The organism is Macrococcus equipercicus (assembly GCF_004359525.2).
Taxonomy (GTDB): domain Bacteria; phylum Bacillota; class Bacilli; order Staphylococcales; family Staphylococcaceae; genus Macrococcus; species Macrococcus equipercicus.
In genome coordinates this window covers 279,173-293,670 of record NZ_SCWC02000002.1, presented here as the reverse complement: position 1 = coordinate 293,670, position 14,498 = coordinate 279,173, and the positions used below count along the sequence as shown (strand labels likewise).

Below are 14,498 nucleotides of genomic sequence, written 5' to 3'. Positions count from 1 at the left end.
CCTAATTACGCTTCCTTGTGATTAAATGGATCGGCGTTCCTTCAAATCCAAATGCATCACGTATTCTGTTCTCCAGGAACCGCTTATAGGAGAAGTGCATCATCTCTACATCATTGACAAAGATGACAAACGTCGGCGGTTCAATCGCGACCTGTGTACTGTAGAAGATGTTCAGGCGGCTGCCATTGTCAGTGGGCGTCGGGTTCATCGCTACAGCATCAGTGATTACTTCATTGAGCGTGCTGCTCTGCACCCGTTTTTTATGGTTTTCACTTGCCATATTGATCAGCGGAAACAATGTTGTCAGACGTTTGCGCTGTAAAGCAGAGACAAACGCAATCGGCGCATAGTCCAGAAACTGGAAGTGCGCCCGGATATTATCTTCGAACTTCTTCATCGTCTTCGAGTCTTTATCCACTGTATCCCATTTGTTGACGACAATGATGATAGCTTTTCCCGCTTCATGTGCGTAGCCTGCGATCTTCTTGTCCTGCTCAATGATACCTTCTTCAGCGTCGATGACAACTAAGACGACATTGGAACGTTCAATGGCACGCAGCGCACGTAAGACTGAATAGCGTTCCGTCGCTTCATAGACTTTCCCTTTTTTACGCATACCAGCTGTATCAATCATGACATATTCCTGGTCCTGGTAGGTATATACCGTATCAATGGCATCACGAGTTGTTCCAGCGACCGGTGACACGATGACCCGCTCTTCACCAAGAATACTGTTGATCATACTTGATTTACCGACGTTAGGACGACCGATCAGACTGAATTTAATGACATTGTCATCATAGTCCTCTTCACTTTCCTCAGGGAAATGCTTGCTCGCTTCATCCAGCAGGTCGCCCAGGCCAAGGCCGTGGGAGCCTGAGATAGGGAACGGTTCACCGAATCCCAGCGAATAGAATTCATAAATATCTGCTCTCATTTCCGGGTTATCCACTTTATTCACTGCTAGTACAACCGGTTTATTGGATTTATAGAGCAGCTGGGCCACGAATTCATCGTCGCGCGTTACGCCATCACGGGCATTAGTCATGAAGATGATGACATCTGCTTCATCGATCGCAATTTCAGCCTGGGCACGAATCTGCTCCTGAAACGGCTGGTCACCGAGCTCAATGCCGCCCGTATCTATAATATTGAATTCATGTGTCAGCCAGTCACCACTGGAATAAATTCGGTCGCGTGTCACACCGGGTGTATCTTCGACGATAGAGACGCGCTCACCGATAATCCGGTTGAATATCGTCGATTTACCGACGTTAGGACGGCCGACTATAGCTATTGTTGGTTTAGTCAATCTTGTTCTTCCTCTCAATTAATATCCTGTATATTCTATCATATCTTGAATTGTTATCATAATTAAAAAAAGTAACGCCGAAACGTTACTTCTTTAATAAGGGCTTATTATAATTTTAAATTTTTGAATTTGTCGCCGAAAACATCGCCTAAAGTCGGTGCATCGTCGTCATGCTGTGCAGCACTTAAATAAGATGTATCAAAGTCTTCTGTCTGTTCTTCAGTCGCTTTGATAGATAAGCCGATACGTTCATCCGCTTTGTTGATATCAAGAATTTTCACGCGTACGGTCTGACCGACTTCTAGTACGTCTGATGGACTGCCGATATGTTCGTGGCTGATCTGAGAAATATGCACAAGACCCTGAAGTCCTTTAGCGATTTCGACGAATGCGCCGAATGCTGCAAGTCTCATCACTTTACCGTCGACAATATCGCCCACTTTGAACTGTTCATCGATTGTTTCGAAAGGTCCTGGCAGTGCATCTTTAATAGAAAGTGAGATTCGCTCTGAATCTTCATCGACATTTAAGATTTTAACTTTGACGTCCTGACCGATTTCAAGGGCATCCTCTACTTTTTCAAGACGGTCGTGGGTAATCTGCGAAATGTGAACCAGCCCGTCGACGTCGCCGATATTGACGAAAGCGCCGAAGTTCGTAATACGTGCGACTTTACCGTCTACGACCGCACCTGTTTCAAGTGATTTCAACATTTCTGCACGCTTCACTTTGTTCTCTTCTTCTTCAATAGCCTTATGGTTCAGGATGACACGGTTTTTCTCCTGATCCAGCTCCTCAATTTTCAGTGTCAGCTGACGGCCCTGGTAATCTGAGAAGTCTTCAATATAGTTAGTGGAAATCAATGAAGCAGGAATGAAACCGCGCAGACCGACATCTACTACAAGGCCGCCTTTAACGACTTCTTTAACTTCTGCTTCAATGGTTTCATTATTTTCGAATTTCTCACGTAGTGAATCAAATGATTGAACTTCATCTAATTGACGTTTAGAAAGAATATAGTGTCCATCTTCTTCTTTGTCTTCGATTTTAGTGACAAATGCTTCGATTTCGTCCCCAACAGAAACCGCTTCTTCAGCTTTGTCGATATGAAGGCTTGTTAATTGGCTGATTGGGATGATACCATCATATTTTGCACCGTCGATATGCACGACTACATGCTTATCTTCGAGTTTTTGGACAGTACCTGTCACTTTATCGCCTTCATTAATTTCAGTAATCATATTTTCGTTGAATTCTTCAGTCATCGTCTCGTCCTCCTAATAATAAATCTTCCCTATTAAACTTCTTATAATATTGTTTAAAAGTCAAGAGATACGCCTTTACTGCAGTTTTTCTTCAGCAAGGGCGAGAATTCTCTCGGTTACTTTGTCGATCGTCAGCCCTGTTGTATCGATCTGGATGGCATCTTCTGCTTTTGACAGCGGGGAGATGTCACGCGTCATGTCCAGATGGTCACGCTCGGAAATATCAGCGACAAGCTGGTCATACGTACTCACGATGCCGCGGGCGGCATTGTCCAGCAGCCGTCTGTTAGCCCGTTCCTCGACAGAGGCGATCATATAAATTTTCAGTTCGGCATCAGGAATGACTGTCGTGCCGATATCGCGGCCGTCCATGACCACTCCCTTGTCGCGGGTCATCAGCTGCTGCAGCTGCACAAGAAACTCACGGACTTCTTGCTGACTCGCTACAAACGATACATTTTCCGTGATATCATTCTCCCGGATTCTGTCTGTAATGTCTTCACCGTTCAGCAGTACGCGCTGACCGTCATCGTTGATCAGTCTGAGCTCCAGCTGACCAACCAGCTCCTTGAAAGATGTCTCCTGATTATTAAGATGTGCAAGCGTAATGGCACGGTACATGGCACCTGTATCCACGTAGACCATACGGAGTGCTTCAGCCACTCGTTTAGCAATCGTGCTCTTCCCGGCTGCTGCCGGGCCGTCTATTGCGATGTTTATCTTATTCATCATGTTACCTACCTTGTCGTTTAATCTTATTTATTCTATCATAGAAATAACAGCAATGTAATAAGGAGGCAGCCATGAAAAAGCTATTAGTGCTCCATACAGGGGGCACCATCAGCATGTCAGAAAATAAAGACGGCTATGTGACAACGAACAATGAAAACCCAGTATCCAATGCTGCGACGGTACAGCAGCTGGCAGAAATTACAGAGATTCATCCATTCCAGGTGCCCTCACCGCATATGACGTTACATCATATGAATGACTTAAGAAAGACCATTATCCTGCATATTAATGAAGATAACTATGACGGCGTCGTGATCACCCACGGCACTGATACGCTTGAAGAAACAGCGTATTTTCTGGATCTGACGTTAAATGTCTCCATCCCTGTTATATTGACCGGCGCCATGCGTTCCTCCAATGAAATCGGTGCGGACGGTCTATACAACTATATCGCAGCGGTACGGACTGCCTGTGATGTGAATGCCAAAGGAAAGGGCGTACTCGTTGTGTTTAATGACGAGATTCACAGCGCTAAAAACGTGACAAAGACCCATACTTCCAACACCAGCACTTTCCAGAGCCCGAACTACGGGCCGCTCGGCATTATTACAAAGAACAACATTTACTTCCATCATCTGCCGGTGAGGCATCAGCCGCTCGTCAAAGTCGATGAATCCATTAAAGTCGGACTGATTAAAGCACATGCCGACCTGGATGCAGAACTGCTCCGCTTCTTCAGTGAAGCGCACTATAACGGCGTCATCATTGAAGCACTAGGGCAGGGAAACCTGCCGCCGAGTGCGCTCAGCGGGCTGAACGAACTGCTTGCCCAGCATATTCCAGTCGTCCTTGTCTCACGCTGCTTCAACGGCATCGTCAGCAATAACTATCAGTATGAAGGCGGCGGCTATGAGCTTCATCAGAAAGGAGTCATCTTCTCGAACGGCCTGAACGGTCAGAAAGCCCGGCTGAAGCTGATTGTTGCACTCAGCAACGGTCTGCACAGTGAGAAACTGACCACTTATTTCAGCCGGTAACGGCTCTCCTCTTATTGATGGTTTCCGCTATAAGACCGCCGTGGAACTTACCATTTTCGATGAAAATGGTGTTCGCATCATTTCCGGCAGCGATGACGCCTGCGATGAACAAATCAGCTACATTCGTCTCCATCGTCTCGCGGTCATAGTAAGGCGCTGTACCGTAATCATTGGTCACAAGCTCGATGCCCGCTGCCTTCAGAAATGAATAGTCAGGATGATAACCGATCATCGCAAACACATCATCATTCTCAAGCTCATAAGTGTTACCTTCCGCTGAGAAGATGACGATGTTTTCAGTAATTTCTTCAACATGCGCATTGAAATGCATCTCAATCTTTTCGTTTTTGACGAGTGAATCAAAAATCGGCAGTATCCATGGCTTAATGCTCTTTGAATACGCAGCGCCCCGGTAAATGACCGTCACTTCTGCCCCTGCCTTCTCCAGTTCGATCGCAGCATCGACTGCTGAATTTTTGCCGCCGATGATCACTACTTTCTTGTTGAAGTACGGATGTGCCTCCTTGAAATAGTGATGGACTTTCGCAAGCTCTGCACCCGGCACTTCAAGTGTGTTCGGCTGACCATAGTAACCTGTCGCAATCGTCAAGTAGCGGCACTGATACGTGTCCTTAGTTGTTTTCAGCCGGAAGCCGTCGTCATGTCGTGTCACTTCAAGCACGGTCTCTTCAATACGGATGTCCAGGTCATAATATTTTGCAACCGCACGGTAGTAGACAAGCGCCTGGTTGCGTCTCGGCTTATGCTCTTCGACTATAAACGGTACGTCCCCGATGCCGAGCTTCTCACTGGATGAGAAGAACGTCTGATGGGTCGGATAGTTGTAGATTGCCTGCACTACATTACCTTTTTCAATAATCAGCGTATCAATCCCCAGCCTTTTCTGCTCGATTGCTGCTGACATACCGCACGGCCCTGCTCCGATAATAATACTTTCAATTACTTTCAAATGATTACACCTTCCTCATAAAAAAGAAGCTCAGCAACGAGCTCCTTAGTCTTCTTGAATATCAAGGATTTTAAATCCGTGATTTTTTAAGTATTTTGTAAATTTCTTGATGTCCTTATCTGATTCTACTTTAATGATCATACGGCGGTGCATCTTATCTGTCTCATCAAATGTAACAAATGAAATGGCGTTCACTTTGAATTTCTGCATCGCCTGCGCCAGACGCTTAATACGGCCTTCTGCATCGATGGAAGTGATGGCGATACGGACGCCCTTACGGTTCATGCCGAATGCACTCTTGAACTGCTCCATAACATCAAAGCGTGTGACTACACCGAGAAATTCATTACGGTCATTGATGATACTTAGAATCGGGAAATCTTGAAGTGACAAAAATGATTCTTCAAATAATGAGTCGTCTTTAACACTATATTTATCAAGTGTCAAAATGTCTTTAATCTTCGTATTATCCAGAAAATCGTCCTTACCTTTTCTATCTTTCATGAAGAAGAAATGTCTGAAAATATCAAACTGTGTCGCTGTGCCGAAATAAGTACCGCTGCCTACTACCGGCATGCCGTCAATTCCGTAATGCTCCAGCTTATCAAGCACTGATCTGACAGAATCGTCAGGACTTGCCACATAACACTTGCCTTTTGGTATCATAATCGTTTTTAAGTACATATCCATCCCCCTAATTTGCTTACTATTCAGGTATGACTAATGTCTGTCCTGCCCCGATTGCATTGCCTGAAATGCCATTGGCACGTCTAATCTTTTCTACGTTTGCAGGTGTACCACTGCCATAATATTTAATGGCAATGCGGTATAAATTCTCGTTGGCGCCTACAACGTGAGTCGCTGCTACTGTATGATGGCTATCTTCAGTTGTGACTTTCTCGGAAGCCGGTGTTTCTGTCGTTGGCACCTCTGTTGTCGGTGCTTCTGTTGTTACTTCTTCAGTTGCTGCTTCTGTCATCGGTGTTTCCGTCGTCGGTACTTCTGTTGTTACTTCTTCGGTCATCGGTGCTTCTGTCGTTGGTGCTTCTGTCATTGGTGCTTCTGTCGTCACTTCTTCAGTTGCTGCTTCGGTCATCGGTGCTTCTGTCGTTACTGCTTCTGTCGTCGCCGGCTCTTGAGCTGTGTCTGTCGTTTCAGCCTTTGATTTCGTCGCAGCTTTGTCTTCTGTAGACTGCTCTTTATTTTGAGTGACCGCTACTTGATCCTGCTTTGGACCGTTGATCTGCTTGTTAATATACATTCCAATCAGCAGTATGATCGGTATTAAGATTAACAGAGCCGCTAACAGAGGTATCAACTTGCTTGCAGGCTTATGCTCGTCTGCTTCATCACTTTCATGTTCTGCTGCGACGGGCTCGACAGGAGTCGGCTCAACCGCATCCGCTTCTGCACTTTGTTCCGCCGTGCTGCCGGCACCGGCAACAAATGTCGTCCGGCTGATTGTTTGATCCGCTTCACCGGCTGCCGCGTTGCGCTTACGCCGTTTGTCTCTTCCTCTTTCTTCCGCCGGTTCATCTTCGTTCTGTTCGACACGACGTCGTCTTTCTGCTGAACGGTTCTTTCTGGACACACCACGCTTCAGAAATCCTTGCGTGTCATCCGCCTGCGCATCAGACGTCACCGTCGGCTCTTCTGTCACATCTTCCTGTCTTTCGATAGGCTGTCTGCTTTTTTCAAATTCATCTCTAAAATCATCTTTTGACATGTTCTCACCTGCTTATTCTTTATATAAATATATTATTTATTATAGACAATGAAAGACTTATTAGTAAAGCACTACTAGGCCGGAAACAAAGAATTAATGTATTCCTTGTAGCCGAGCTCTGTTTTCTGCTGCAGCACCGTCTGGAAGCTGAACGCTTGATCACCGACACAGACTTGACAATGTCGGCACCCTTCTTCTACATCATAAAGCCTGCTGGTCAGACAATGGTCTTTTGCCCCGTATTCAGTCATCGCCCGCAGCGCCTCATATTTGACGGCGGTTTCCAGTGTCAGCAGCCGCTCAAGTTCCTGATACGAAAATCGTCTGAGCAGAATCGAGATAGACTCCTGTTTCTCTTCACTGAGCCGGATATTGTCCCGATATAATATCAGGTCTTGTTCTGTCACCCGGTCTTCTTCAAGAAATCTGTAGGCAATATTCAGGTCTTCTGCATTAAACAGCAGAATGGCCTGGGACTGCTCACCGTCACGCCCCGCCCGGCCGATTTCCTGCACGTATTGAAACATCGACTTCGGGACATGATAGTGGATAACCGTTCTGATGTTCTTCTTGTTGATTCCCATGCCAAACGCGCTGGTGGCGCAGACATACTGGATGCTGTCATTCTGAAAGGACAGCTGCACGCCCATCCTATCCTCATAGCTCATATCAGCATGATAGGTCATCCCCTTGAAACCCGCACTTGTCAGCTGCTGATGGATATCATCGCACATCCGCTTTGAAGAGAAGTAGATGATTGACGGTCCGGCAGACCACAGCAGCTCTTTCAGCAGCGACATTTTTCTGGCAGATGGCGCAGGCAGCACCTTCAAAAAGATGTTCTCTCTGACCGTTCGATTGTCGATGACATGAAGGCGCCGGTGCAGCAGATGCTGGATGTCATGAATGGTCTTATCATTAGCAGTCGCTGTCAGGGCTATCACCTGGGCGCCGGCATAATAATCCAGCAGTTCGTTCAGCAGCAGATAATGCGGCCTGAAATCATAGCCCCACTCAGAGAGACAGTGCGCTTCATCAATGATGATATGGGTGAAATCAACAGCAGAGATAAAGGCGCGCGCTCTATCAGTCGCAAGCCATTCAGGAGAGCAGAAGATGAAGTGATACTGCTGGAGCCGATCAAGAATCATCCGCTTCTCCCGGATATCAAGATGGCTGTGAATGCACACCGCTTTGATTTTCAGCCGTTTAAGCTCTGCGACCTGGTCCTCCATCAATGAAACGAGCGGTGTAATGACCAGCGCCCTGCCGTTGACAGTCAGGACAGGAAGCTGATAGCAGAGTGACTTGCCGCCACCTGTCGGCAGCAGCGCGAGAATATCCTCGCCGCGGTTCGCTGCCTCAACAATAGCCTCCTGCCCGGGACGGAGCGTCTGGAAGCCGTATATTTGCTTAAGAATCTGCTTCTGGTCCATTATATTCCCCCTTAATTACAAGACAGATGGCAAGCTTAATCTTGAAGTAATCATCGATACTTGAGTTTTCGAAGTAAGGCTTCAGCCGTTCAAAAGCATGCTTGTCGTACAGCGCCCGAATTTCACCGACCTCTGCCGGCCTGATGAAGCGCTGCCAGTCAAACGGATAATCTTTAATCATCATCTCTATGAGGTGATCTTCTATAGTGTGATGTTTAACCCCGCGGGCAGCAGCCATCTGCTGAATGGTGAGCCGCCCGCTGAGCAGTGCTGCTGTTTTCTCAGTGGCACTGTGAAGCGGCAGCCGGATGTAGAGAGGAGACAGCACCGGATGCTGTCGGATGAGCTCGGTCAGCAGATTGAACTCCTTCAGCAGTACAAGCTCCAGTGCGTCTGCAGGCAGCTGAAACCGGGTCGTCAGTTCGGACCTGCTGCTATGCTGTCCGCATCCGTCCGGCAGCAGCAGGAAGCTGCAGCATGCGCCGAGCTGCTGTTCGACCTGTTCGTATAGACTGATAAGTTCCGCTTTAAATTCATCAGGATGATTTTTGTAGTAAGCAAAACAGTGCTTGACCTGCTGCTGCACATAAAGATGATTGGTGACCGGATAAAACATCGTCAACTTCCCGGCATAGGCGGACAACGACTGTGTCAGCAGCCTCAAACTCTGGAAGGTCAGTGCAGCGGAATCATAGAAATAAGGATAGAAAATATAATCTTCCACCGCCCCATCCTGTTCAGTCAATAGTGCTTTAAGCTCAGGAAAAGCATGATAGAACGGCATCATCCCCTGCATTAAAGCATCGAAATACGTCTGGTGGGATTTATAGCCGGTCAATATATTAATGAAACTTTTATCCGTTTTTGACTGAAACTTCTTTTTTGCCGCCAGTGCTAGTACAGAATTCATTGGTTCCTCCGAATAATATAGGTTGAAAAATAAGGAATGAATCTCTAAAATAAGTATGTACTGATAGTGTAGCACTTTTATGTAAGGAGGCGAATAGTTTGGCAGGTAAATATACGATTGTCGATATGGATACATGTATCGCATGTGGTGCTTGTGGTGCCGCTGCGCCCGATATATATGACTATGATGATGAAGGCATTGCATTTGTAATCCTCGATGACAACAAAGGGACTCAAGAAGTTCCTGAGGAACTGGAAGAAGACATGATCGATGCGTTTGAAGGATGTCCGACCGATTCTATTAAAGTAGCAGATGAATCATTCGACGGAGATGCACTTAAATTCGAATAACCACATAAAAAACGGATGGAATCTATTATTCCATCCGTTTTTTTATGACAATCACTTTCTTAAACTAAGCTTTCTGCACGGTGATGGTCCATGACGCATCATCCAGCTGCTCATAGTTCGTCACCGGGTAGTTGTTGTCCGCTGCCCAGTTCGGAATGGCTTCTGTTGCCTGCGTGCAGTCGAAATCTATTTTAAGTTCTTCACCTACTGCTAGTGTCTCCATTTTTTTCTGAGCTTCGATTAACGGGAATGGACAGACCATCCCAACCGTCCCTAATTCGTGTACCATAATAACTTCTCCTGTCTATTAGGCAGTCTGCGCGACCGCTTTAGTTTTTGCTGATTTCTTATACTGCTGCATCGGTCTGACAAATACAAAGTAACTCATAAACCAGGTGCCAAGGATCATAAAGACTAAGGACAGCCAGCCCTGCCATGACATCGTTGCTGTTGCCACCATACCGTTACCGATAGAACAGCCGCCTGCCATAGATGCGCCGAATCCCATCATCACACCACCGATGACGCTGTTTCTGATCGTCTTAATGTCCGGCAGTCTCCATCTGAATTCGCGTGACCCTTTAGCAGCGATGTATGAGCCGGCGACAATCCCAAGAACAAGGAATACGCCCCAGTCAAGCAGTGACACATTACCTGTCGTAATAAACTGAACCAGTTTAGCTGATGGTGTCGTGATGCCGAGACCGCCGACCCTACCAGTCGATATGCTCATCGGCCAGGCAAGTAGTGCAATCAAACCGATGACGACCGCTGCTGTAAATGTATGATAACGCTTCTCGAACAAGTAATGTCTTATACCTGTGTAGCGCTGTTTCAATTGAGGAACAGCGGCTGACTTTTTACTCAGTGAACGGTTCACAAAGAATAACGTGACGGCTGCCAGCACTACAACGAACACCCAGAATGGAATGCCTGTCGTTTCCGTCATACTAGAGCTGACGACTGTTTTGCTGTTGATTTTGTCGAGGACCGGTTTCAGGAATCCGAATTTCGTCGCTGATGCACTGAGAGCATACATGAAGAGGGCAATCCAGCTGCCGATCAGCCCTTCACCTGCACGGTACCATGTTCCTGTGGCACAGCCGCCTGCAAGAATAATACCAACACCAAAAACAAACGAGCCGATGATGGTTCCGACGACCGGAAATGCTTCATAGCTCAGCTGATAGACACCTGCCGCTGATAAGATCAGCAGCCCGATGCTCTGAATGGTAATGGCGATCAGTAACGCATAAAACATTTTGTTGCTTTTTTGCACGTACATATCTCTGAAGCCGCCTGTCAGACAGAATCTTGTCCGCTGCATGACAAAACCGAGAAGTGCACCTACGATTAAACCACTAATAATTGTCCAGATCAATTGTTTACCTCCTACAATTCCGATATATTTAATAAGATATATCATAATCAATAGGCGATTCAATTGCAAGTGTTTGTTTCCATAAAAAGAACCGGCAAATGCCGGCTCTGTTATGTCATGTTAGTTTGTTATCAAGTATGATGTTAAAAACGTCTGCGCAGCAGTGGCAGCAGCGGTCGTGCGATGAGCATGAAAATGACTGAGACAACTAACCCTTTAACGACATTGAACGGGATAATTCCTGCAGACACGATAACTTTTAAGTTCGCCGCGATATCCTCAAGATTCATGATCATGCCGTAAAGCGGCAGCAGCACAAAGTAGTTCAAAATGCTCATCACAGCTGCCATGACAAGTGTCGCCACTAAAAAAGCAGGTACGAGATGATGCCGTCCTGACACAAAGTAGATGCTCAGCAGGAAAGATGCACCTGCTAAAAAGTTCGCTACCGGACCGACAGGATCGGCCGGAGTGAACAGGAAGTTAAGAATATTTTTAATCGCTTCTACAGCCAGTGCACCAGCGGGTCCTACAGTGAATAATGCCAGCAGTGCCGGAATATCACTGAAATCAATCGTTAAATAAGGCGGTAGAAACGGCAGTGGAAATTTGATGAACATCAAGATGAAACTGATTGCGCTTAATAGACTGATCAAGATCAGCCGTTTTGTCTTATGAATATTTGCCATGGTAAACTCCTTACATTCATCCGAGAATGAGGAGGTGGCATCACAAATAAACATGACGATATTCATGTGTTCCCTCCATCTTCTCCCATCCAGACTTTACTGTCGGCCCTGGAGTTCCACCAAGTCAGCCATCATCATACGATGACAGGTCGCGGGCTATAACCGCCGGTACGGAATTTCACCGTCCCCGAAGATGAATATTTAATTATTTTGGACTTAAGTCCATCACTAATCATATCAAAAACCAATAAAAAATCAATGTTTTGGTATTGAAATCATGAATTTTGTCCCCTGCCCTGCTTCACTGGCCACAGTAATCGTCCCGCCGTGAGACTGCACGATGGCCTGCACGATGAACAAGCCGAGCCCTGTCCCGTGATTCCCTCGCGTTCTTGCGGCATCCACTTTGTAGAACCGGTCAAAAATATGAGGAAGATGCGACGCCGCTATACCTACACCTGTGTCCATGACAATCATCTCAAGCACATCATCCCCGGCTGCCTGAAGCATAACTTTGTCACCGGCATGCGTGTACCTGATGGCGTTATCTATTAAGTTGGTCAGCACCTGGATCATCTTGTCATAGTCCATCCTCCAGTGCAGCTCATCATCCACTTCAACAGTCAGCTGGACACCGTTGTCGCTCAAGCGCTGGTTGAAGTTCGTCGCAACTTTGTCAAACAATGACTTCACCTGCACATCCTCCAGCAGCATTTCATTGCTGCCGGCATCATAGCGGGCTACGTTGAGCAGCTCGTTGACCATCCGGTTCAGCCGTTTGCTCTCATCGAGAATAATATAGAGAAATTCATCGCGTTCTTCCTTTGTCTCACCGATTCCGTCGAGCAGTGCTTCTGTATAGCCCTGCAGCATCTGAATCGGTGTTCTCAGTTCATGGGAGACATTCGCGATAAACCGCTTCTTCATCTCATCATTCTGATATTCCTCAGTCATGTCACGGATGAGAGCAACGGCTCCGATTTTCTGGTTGGTCTTCACCGGTGAGATGATGATGACAAAGTGATGATGGTGCGCGGTGACTGAATAAGTCTCCGTCTGTTCAAGTGTCGTCACTGCATTAAACCGTTCAGTGAGCACTGCTTTCGCTTCGTCGTCTATCAAGGCGAGAAACCGGTCGGCCATCGGATTTTTAAGCTGTGCTTCAATATCGAGATTGTAGCTGAGCACCCCGTCTGCCATCGCGTCAATCAGTTTGTCCCGCACGTTCCGTTCTGCTTTGATGGAACTGATGTTGCGGCGTATGTCCTGTTCCATCTTGTTGAAAGCGACCGTCAGTTCACCGATCTCATCCCTCGACTGCGTATCCAGTCTGCCGGTCTGTTCACCGCGTGCCACTTTGAAGGCCGAGTCTTTCAGCAGCAGCAGCGGCTTCGTGATTCTTGTCGACAGAAAGAAGGCAAAGATCGTCGTCAAAATAATAAGCAGCAGTGTGACGATGAGGATAATCAGGCAGATGTACTGGATGGTGTCCGAGATGGAGTTGATATCCTGATAGAGGATGATCGCACCGTTCGTATTAAAAGCCTGGGAAGGAAAACCGAGCAGAATATAGCGGTGCAGCTCTCCTTGATACTGGACATTGATAGTCTTTGTCACGTGCTGCTCCTGCTCAAACACCTTCTTGTAATCTTTGTTCGTCCGCACTTGATCAACCATCATTTGTTTGAGCGGGTCATCAAACGGTTTCGTCAGTGCAGCCTTACTTTTAATGATGATCAGTCCGGCCGGGTTCTCAATCAGCTCCTTGGCATAGTCCAGTGAATCCTGCTGATTGTGCCGGCTCATCAGCACCTGTTCTATTTTAGTGGCATTCTGATAGAGGTTGTTGCCCGTCTCAGAAATGAAATAAGCGTTGAAGAAACTGACGAGTGCTATCGACAATATAATTAAAACTGTAGTCACTATCAAAATGATAGTTAACCACAGTTTAATGACGACACTATTTAAATACTTCATTGGTCTTTGACCTCAAATTTGTAGCCCACGCCCCATACCGTATGAATCATCTCGGCTGTCCGCGGGGATACTTTATTCAGCTTCTCACGCAGTCGCTTGACGTGCGTATCCACTGTGCGTAAGTCACCATAAAACTCATAGTGCCATACTTCTTTCAGCAGCTGTTCACGGTCAAAGACTTTGTCCGGTGACTTTGCCAGAAAGAGCAGCAGTTCATATTCCTTCGGTGTCAGATTGACTTCCTTGTTTTCTGCGCTCACCCGGTGGGCATCATTATCGATGACGAGGGAGTCGAATACTATTAAATCTTTGGCATGACTGTCATGCTGAAAGAACAGGGAACTTTGTGAGCGTCTTAAAATCGCTTTGACACGCAGCACTACTTCGCGGGGCGAAAACGGTTTGACGATATAATCATCAGCGCCGATCTCAAAGCCTTCCACCCGGTTGTTCTCCTCGCCTTTAGCCGTCAGTATAATAATCGGCGTCGACTTCTCCTCCCGGATTTTGCGGCAGACTGCCATGCCGTCCATACCGGGCAGCATGATATCCAGTAAAATACAGTGGAAGTTGCTCGCCAGTGCCAGCTCAAGTGCCTGTTCACCATCTGCTGCTTCCACGGTTTCAAAGCCTTCCCGTTCCAGATACATCTTAGCAAGTTTTCTAATTCTATCTTCATCATCTACAATCAGAATTCTCTCTTTCATATGACA

General features: G+C 46.6%; 15 protein-coding genes and 1 riboswitch. Of the genes, 2 read left to right on the top strand and 13 right to left on the bottom strand.

Annotation, left to right across the window (positions count from 1 at the left end; genetic code table 11):
• Position 1 precedes the first annotated feature (1 nt).
• The 3 genes from der to cmk form a co-directional block, all read right to left on the bottom strand.
• A complete protein-coding gene (gene der, locus ERX35_RS04090) occupies positions 2 to 1,312 on the bottom strand; it encodes a ribosome biogenesis GTPase Der (protein ID WP_149458643.1) in 1,311 nt (436 codons plus the stop codon).
• A gap of 107 nt (positions 1,313 to 1,419) precedes the next feature.
• Positions 1,420 to 2,577 (bottom strand): 30S ribosomal protein S1, encoded by a 1,158-nt coding sequence (gene rpsA / locus ERX35_RS04085; RefSeq protein ID WP_149458642.1) that lies wholly within the window; start codon positions 2,575 to 2,577, stop codon positions 1,420 to 1,422.
• 75 nt (positions 2,578 to 2,652) lie between these two features.
• The gene (gene cmk, locus ERX35_RS04080; protein ID WP_149458641.1) at positions 2,653 to 3,306 is read right to left on the bottom strand and encodes a (d)CMP kinase; all 654 of its coding nucleotides are present in this window, start codon (positions 3,304 to 3,306) and stop codon (positions 2,653 to 2,655) included.
• Positions 3,307 to 3,380: 74 nt separating this feature from the next.
• On the opposite strand from cmk, the gene ERX35_RS04075 reads away from it, so the two are divergent.
• Positions 3,381 to 4,346, top strand: a complete 966-nt coding sequence (locus tag ERX35_RS04075) for an asparaginase (protein WP_149458640.1) — start codon at positions 3,381 to 3,383, stop codon at positions 4,344 to 4,346.
• Here ERX35_RS04075 and ERX35_RS04070 read toward each other — a convergent pair.
• The 5 genes from ERX35_RS04070 to ERX35_RS04050 form a co-directional block, all read right to left on the bottom strand.
• Positions 4,336 to 5,316, bottom strand: coding sequence for a YpdA family putative bacillithiol disulfide reductase (locus tag ERX35_RS04070; protein WP_149458639.1), 981 nt, complete (start codon positions 5,314 to 5,316; stop codon positions 4,336 to 4,338). The genes ERX35_RS04075 and ERX35_RS04070 overlap by 11 nt on opposite strands.
• 45 nt (positions 5,317 to 5,361) lie before the next feature.
• Complete coding sequence (locus tag ERX35_RS04065) at positions 5,362 to 6,000, bottom strand: CBS domain-containing protein (protein WP_149458638.1); 639 nt, start codon at positions 5,998 to 6,000, stop codon at positions 5,362 to 5,364.
• Between the two features lie 22 nt (positions 6,001 to 6,022).
• Positions 6,023 to 7,042, bottom strand: a complete 1,020-nt coding sequence (locus ERX35_RS04060; protein ID WP_149458637.1) for a LysM peptidoglycan-binding domain-containing protein — start codon at positions 7,040 to 7,042, stop codon at positions 6,023 to 6,025.
• A 74-nt stretch (positions 7,043 to 7,116) separates the two neighbouring features.
• Positions 7,117 to 8,478 (bottom strand): RecQ family ATP-dependent DNA helicase, encoded by a 1,362-nt coding sequence (locus tag ERX35_RS04055; RefSeq protein WP_149458636.1) that lies wholly within the window; start codon positions 8,476 to 8,478, stop codon positions 7,117 to 7,119.
• Positions 8,456 to 9,388, bottom strand: a complete 933-nt coding sequence (locus tag ERX35_RS04050) for a helix-turn-helix domain-containing protein (RefSeq protein ID WP_170234529.1) — start codon at positions 9,386 to 9,388, stop codon at positions 8,456 to 8,458. Before ERX35_RS04050 ends, ERX35_RS04055 begins: the two co-directional genes overlap by 23 nt.
• A gap of 125 nt (positions 9,389 to 9,513) precedes the next feature.
• Between ERX35_RS04050 and ERX35_RS04045 the strand changes: the two genes are divergently transcribed.
• Entirely contained in the window at positions 9,514 to 9,738 is a 225-nt protein-coding gene (locus tag ERX35_RS04045; RefSeq protein WP_149458848.1) for a ferredoxin, read from the top strand.
• A gap of 64 nt (positions 9,739 to 9,802) precedes the next feature.
• Here the strand turns inward: ERX35_RS04045 and ERX35_RS04040 are convergent, their stop codons facing one another.
• The 5 genes from ERX35_RS04040 to ERX35_RS04020 form a co-directional block, all read right to left on the bottom strand.
• On the bottom strand, positions 9,803 to 10,027 hold the full coding sequence (locus ERX35_RS04040) for a sulfurtransferase TusA family protein (RefSeq protein WP_149458634.1): 225 nt from the start codon (positions 10,025 to 10,027) through the stop codon (positions 9,803 to 9,805).
• Positions 10,028 to 10,045: 18 nt separating this feature from the next.
• Entirely contained in the window at positions 10,046 to 11,119 is a 1,074-nt protein-coding gene (locus ERX35_RS04035) for a YeeE/YedE family protein (RefSeq protein WP_149458633.1), read from the bottom strand.
• Positions 11,120 to 11,262: 143 nt separating this feature from the next.
• A complete protein-coding gene (locus ERX35_RS04030; protein ID WP_246143122.1) occupies positions 11,263 to 11,799 on the bottom strand; it encodes an ECF transporter S component in 537 nt (178 codons plus the stop codon).
• Between the two features lie 82 nt (positions 11,800 to 11,881).
• A riboswitch (FMN riboswitch) is annotated at positions 11,882 to 12,007 on the bottom strand.
• Positions 12,008 to 12,063: 56 nt separating this feature from the next.
• On the bottom strand, positions 12,064 to 13,731 hold the full coding sequence (locus ERX35_RS04025) for an ATP-binding protein (RefSeq protein WP_246143112.1): 1,668 nt from the start codon (positions 13,729 to 13,731) through the stop codon (positions 12,064 to 12,066).
• Positions 13,732 to 13,781: 50 nt separating this feature from the next.
• A complete protein-coding gene (locus tag ERX35_RS04020) occupies positions 13,782 to 14,492 on the bottom strand; it encodes a response regulator transcription factor (RefSeq protein WP_149458630.1) in 711 nt (236 codons plus the stop codon).
• Positions 14,493 to 14,498: the final 6 nt, after the last annotated feature.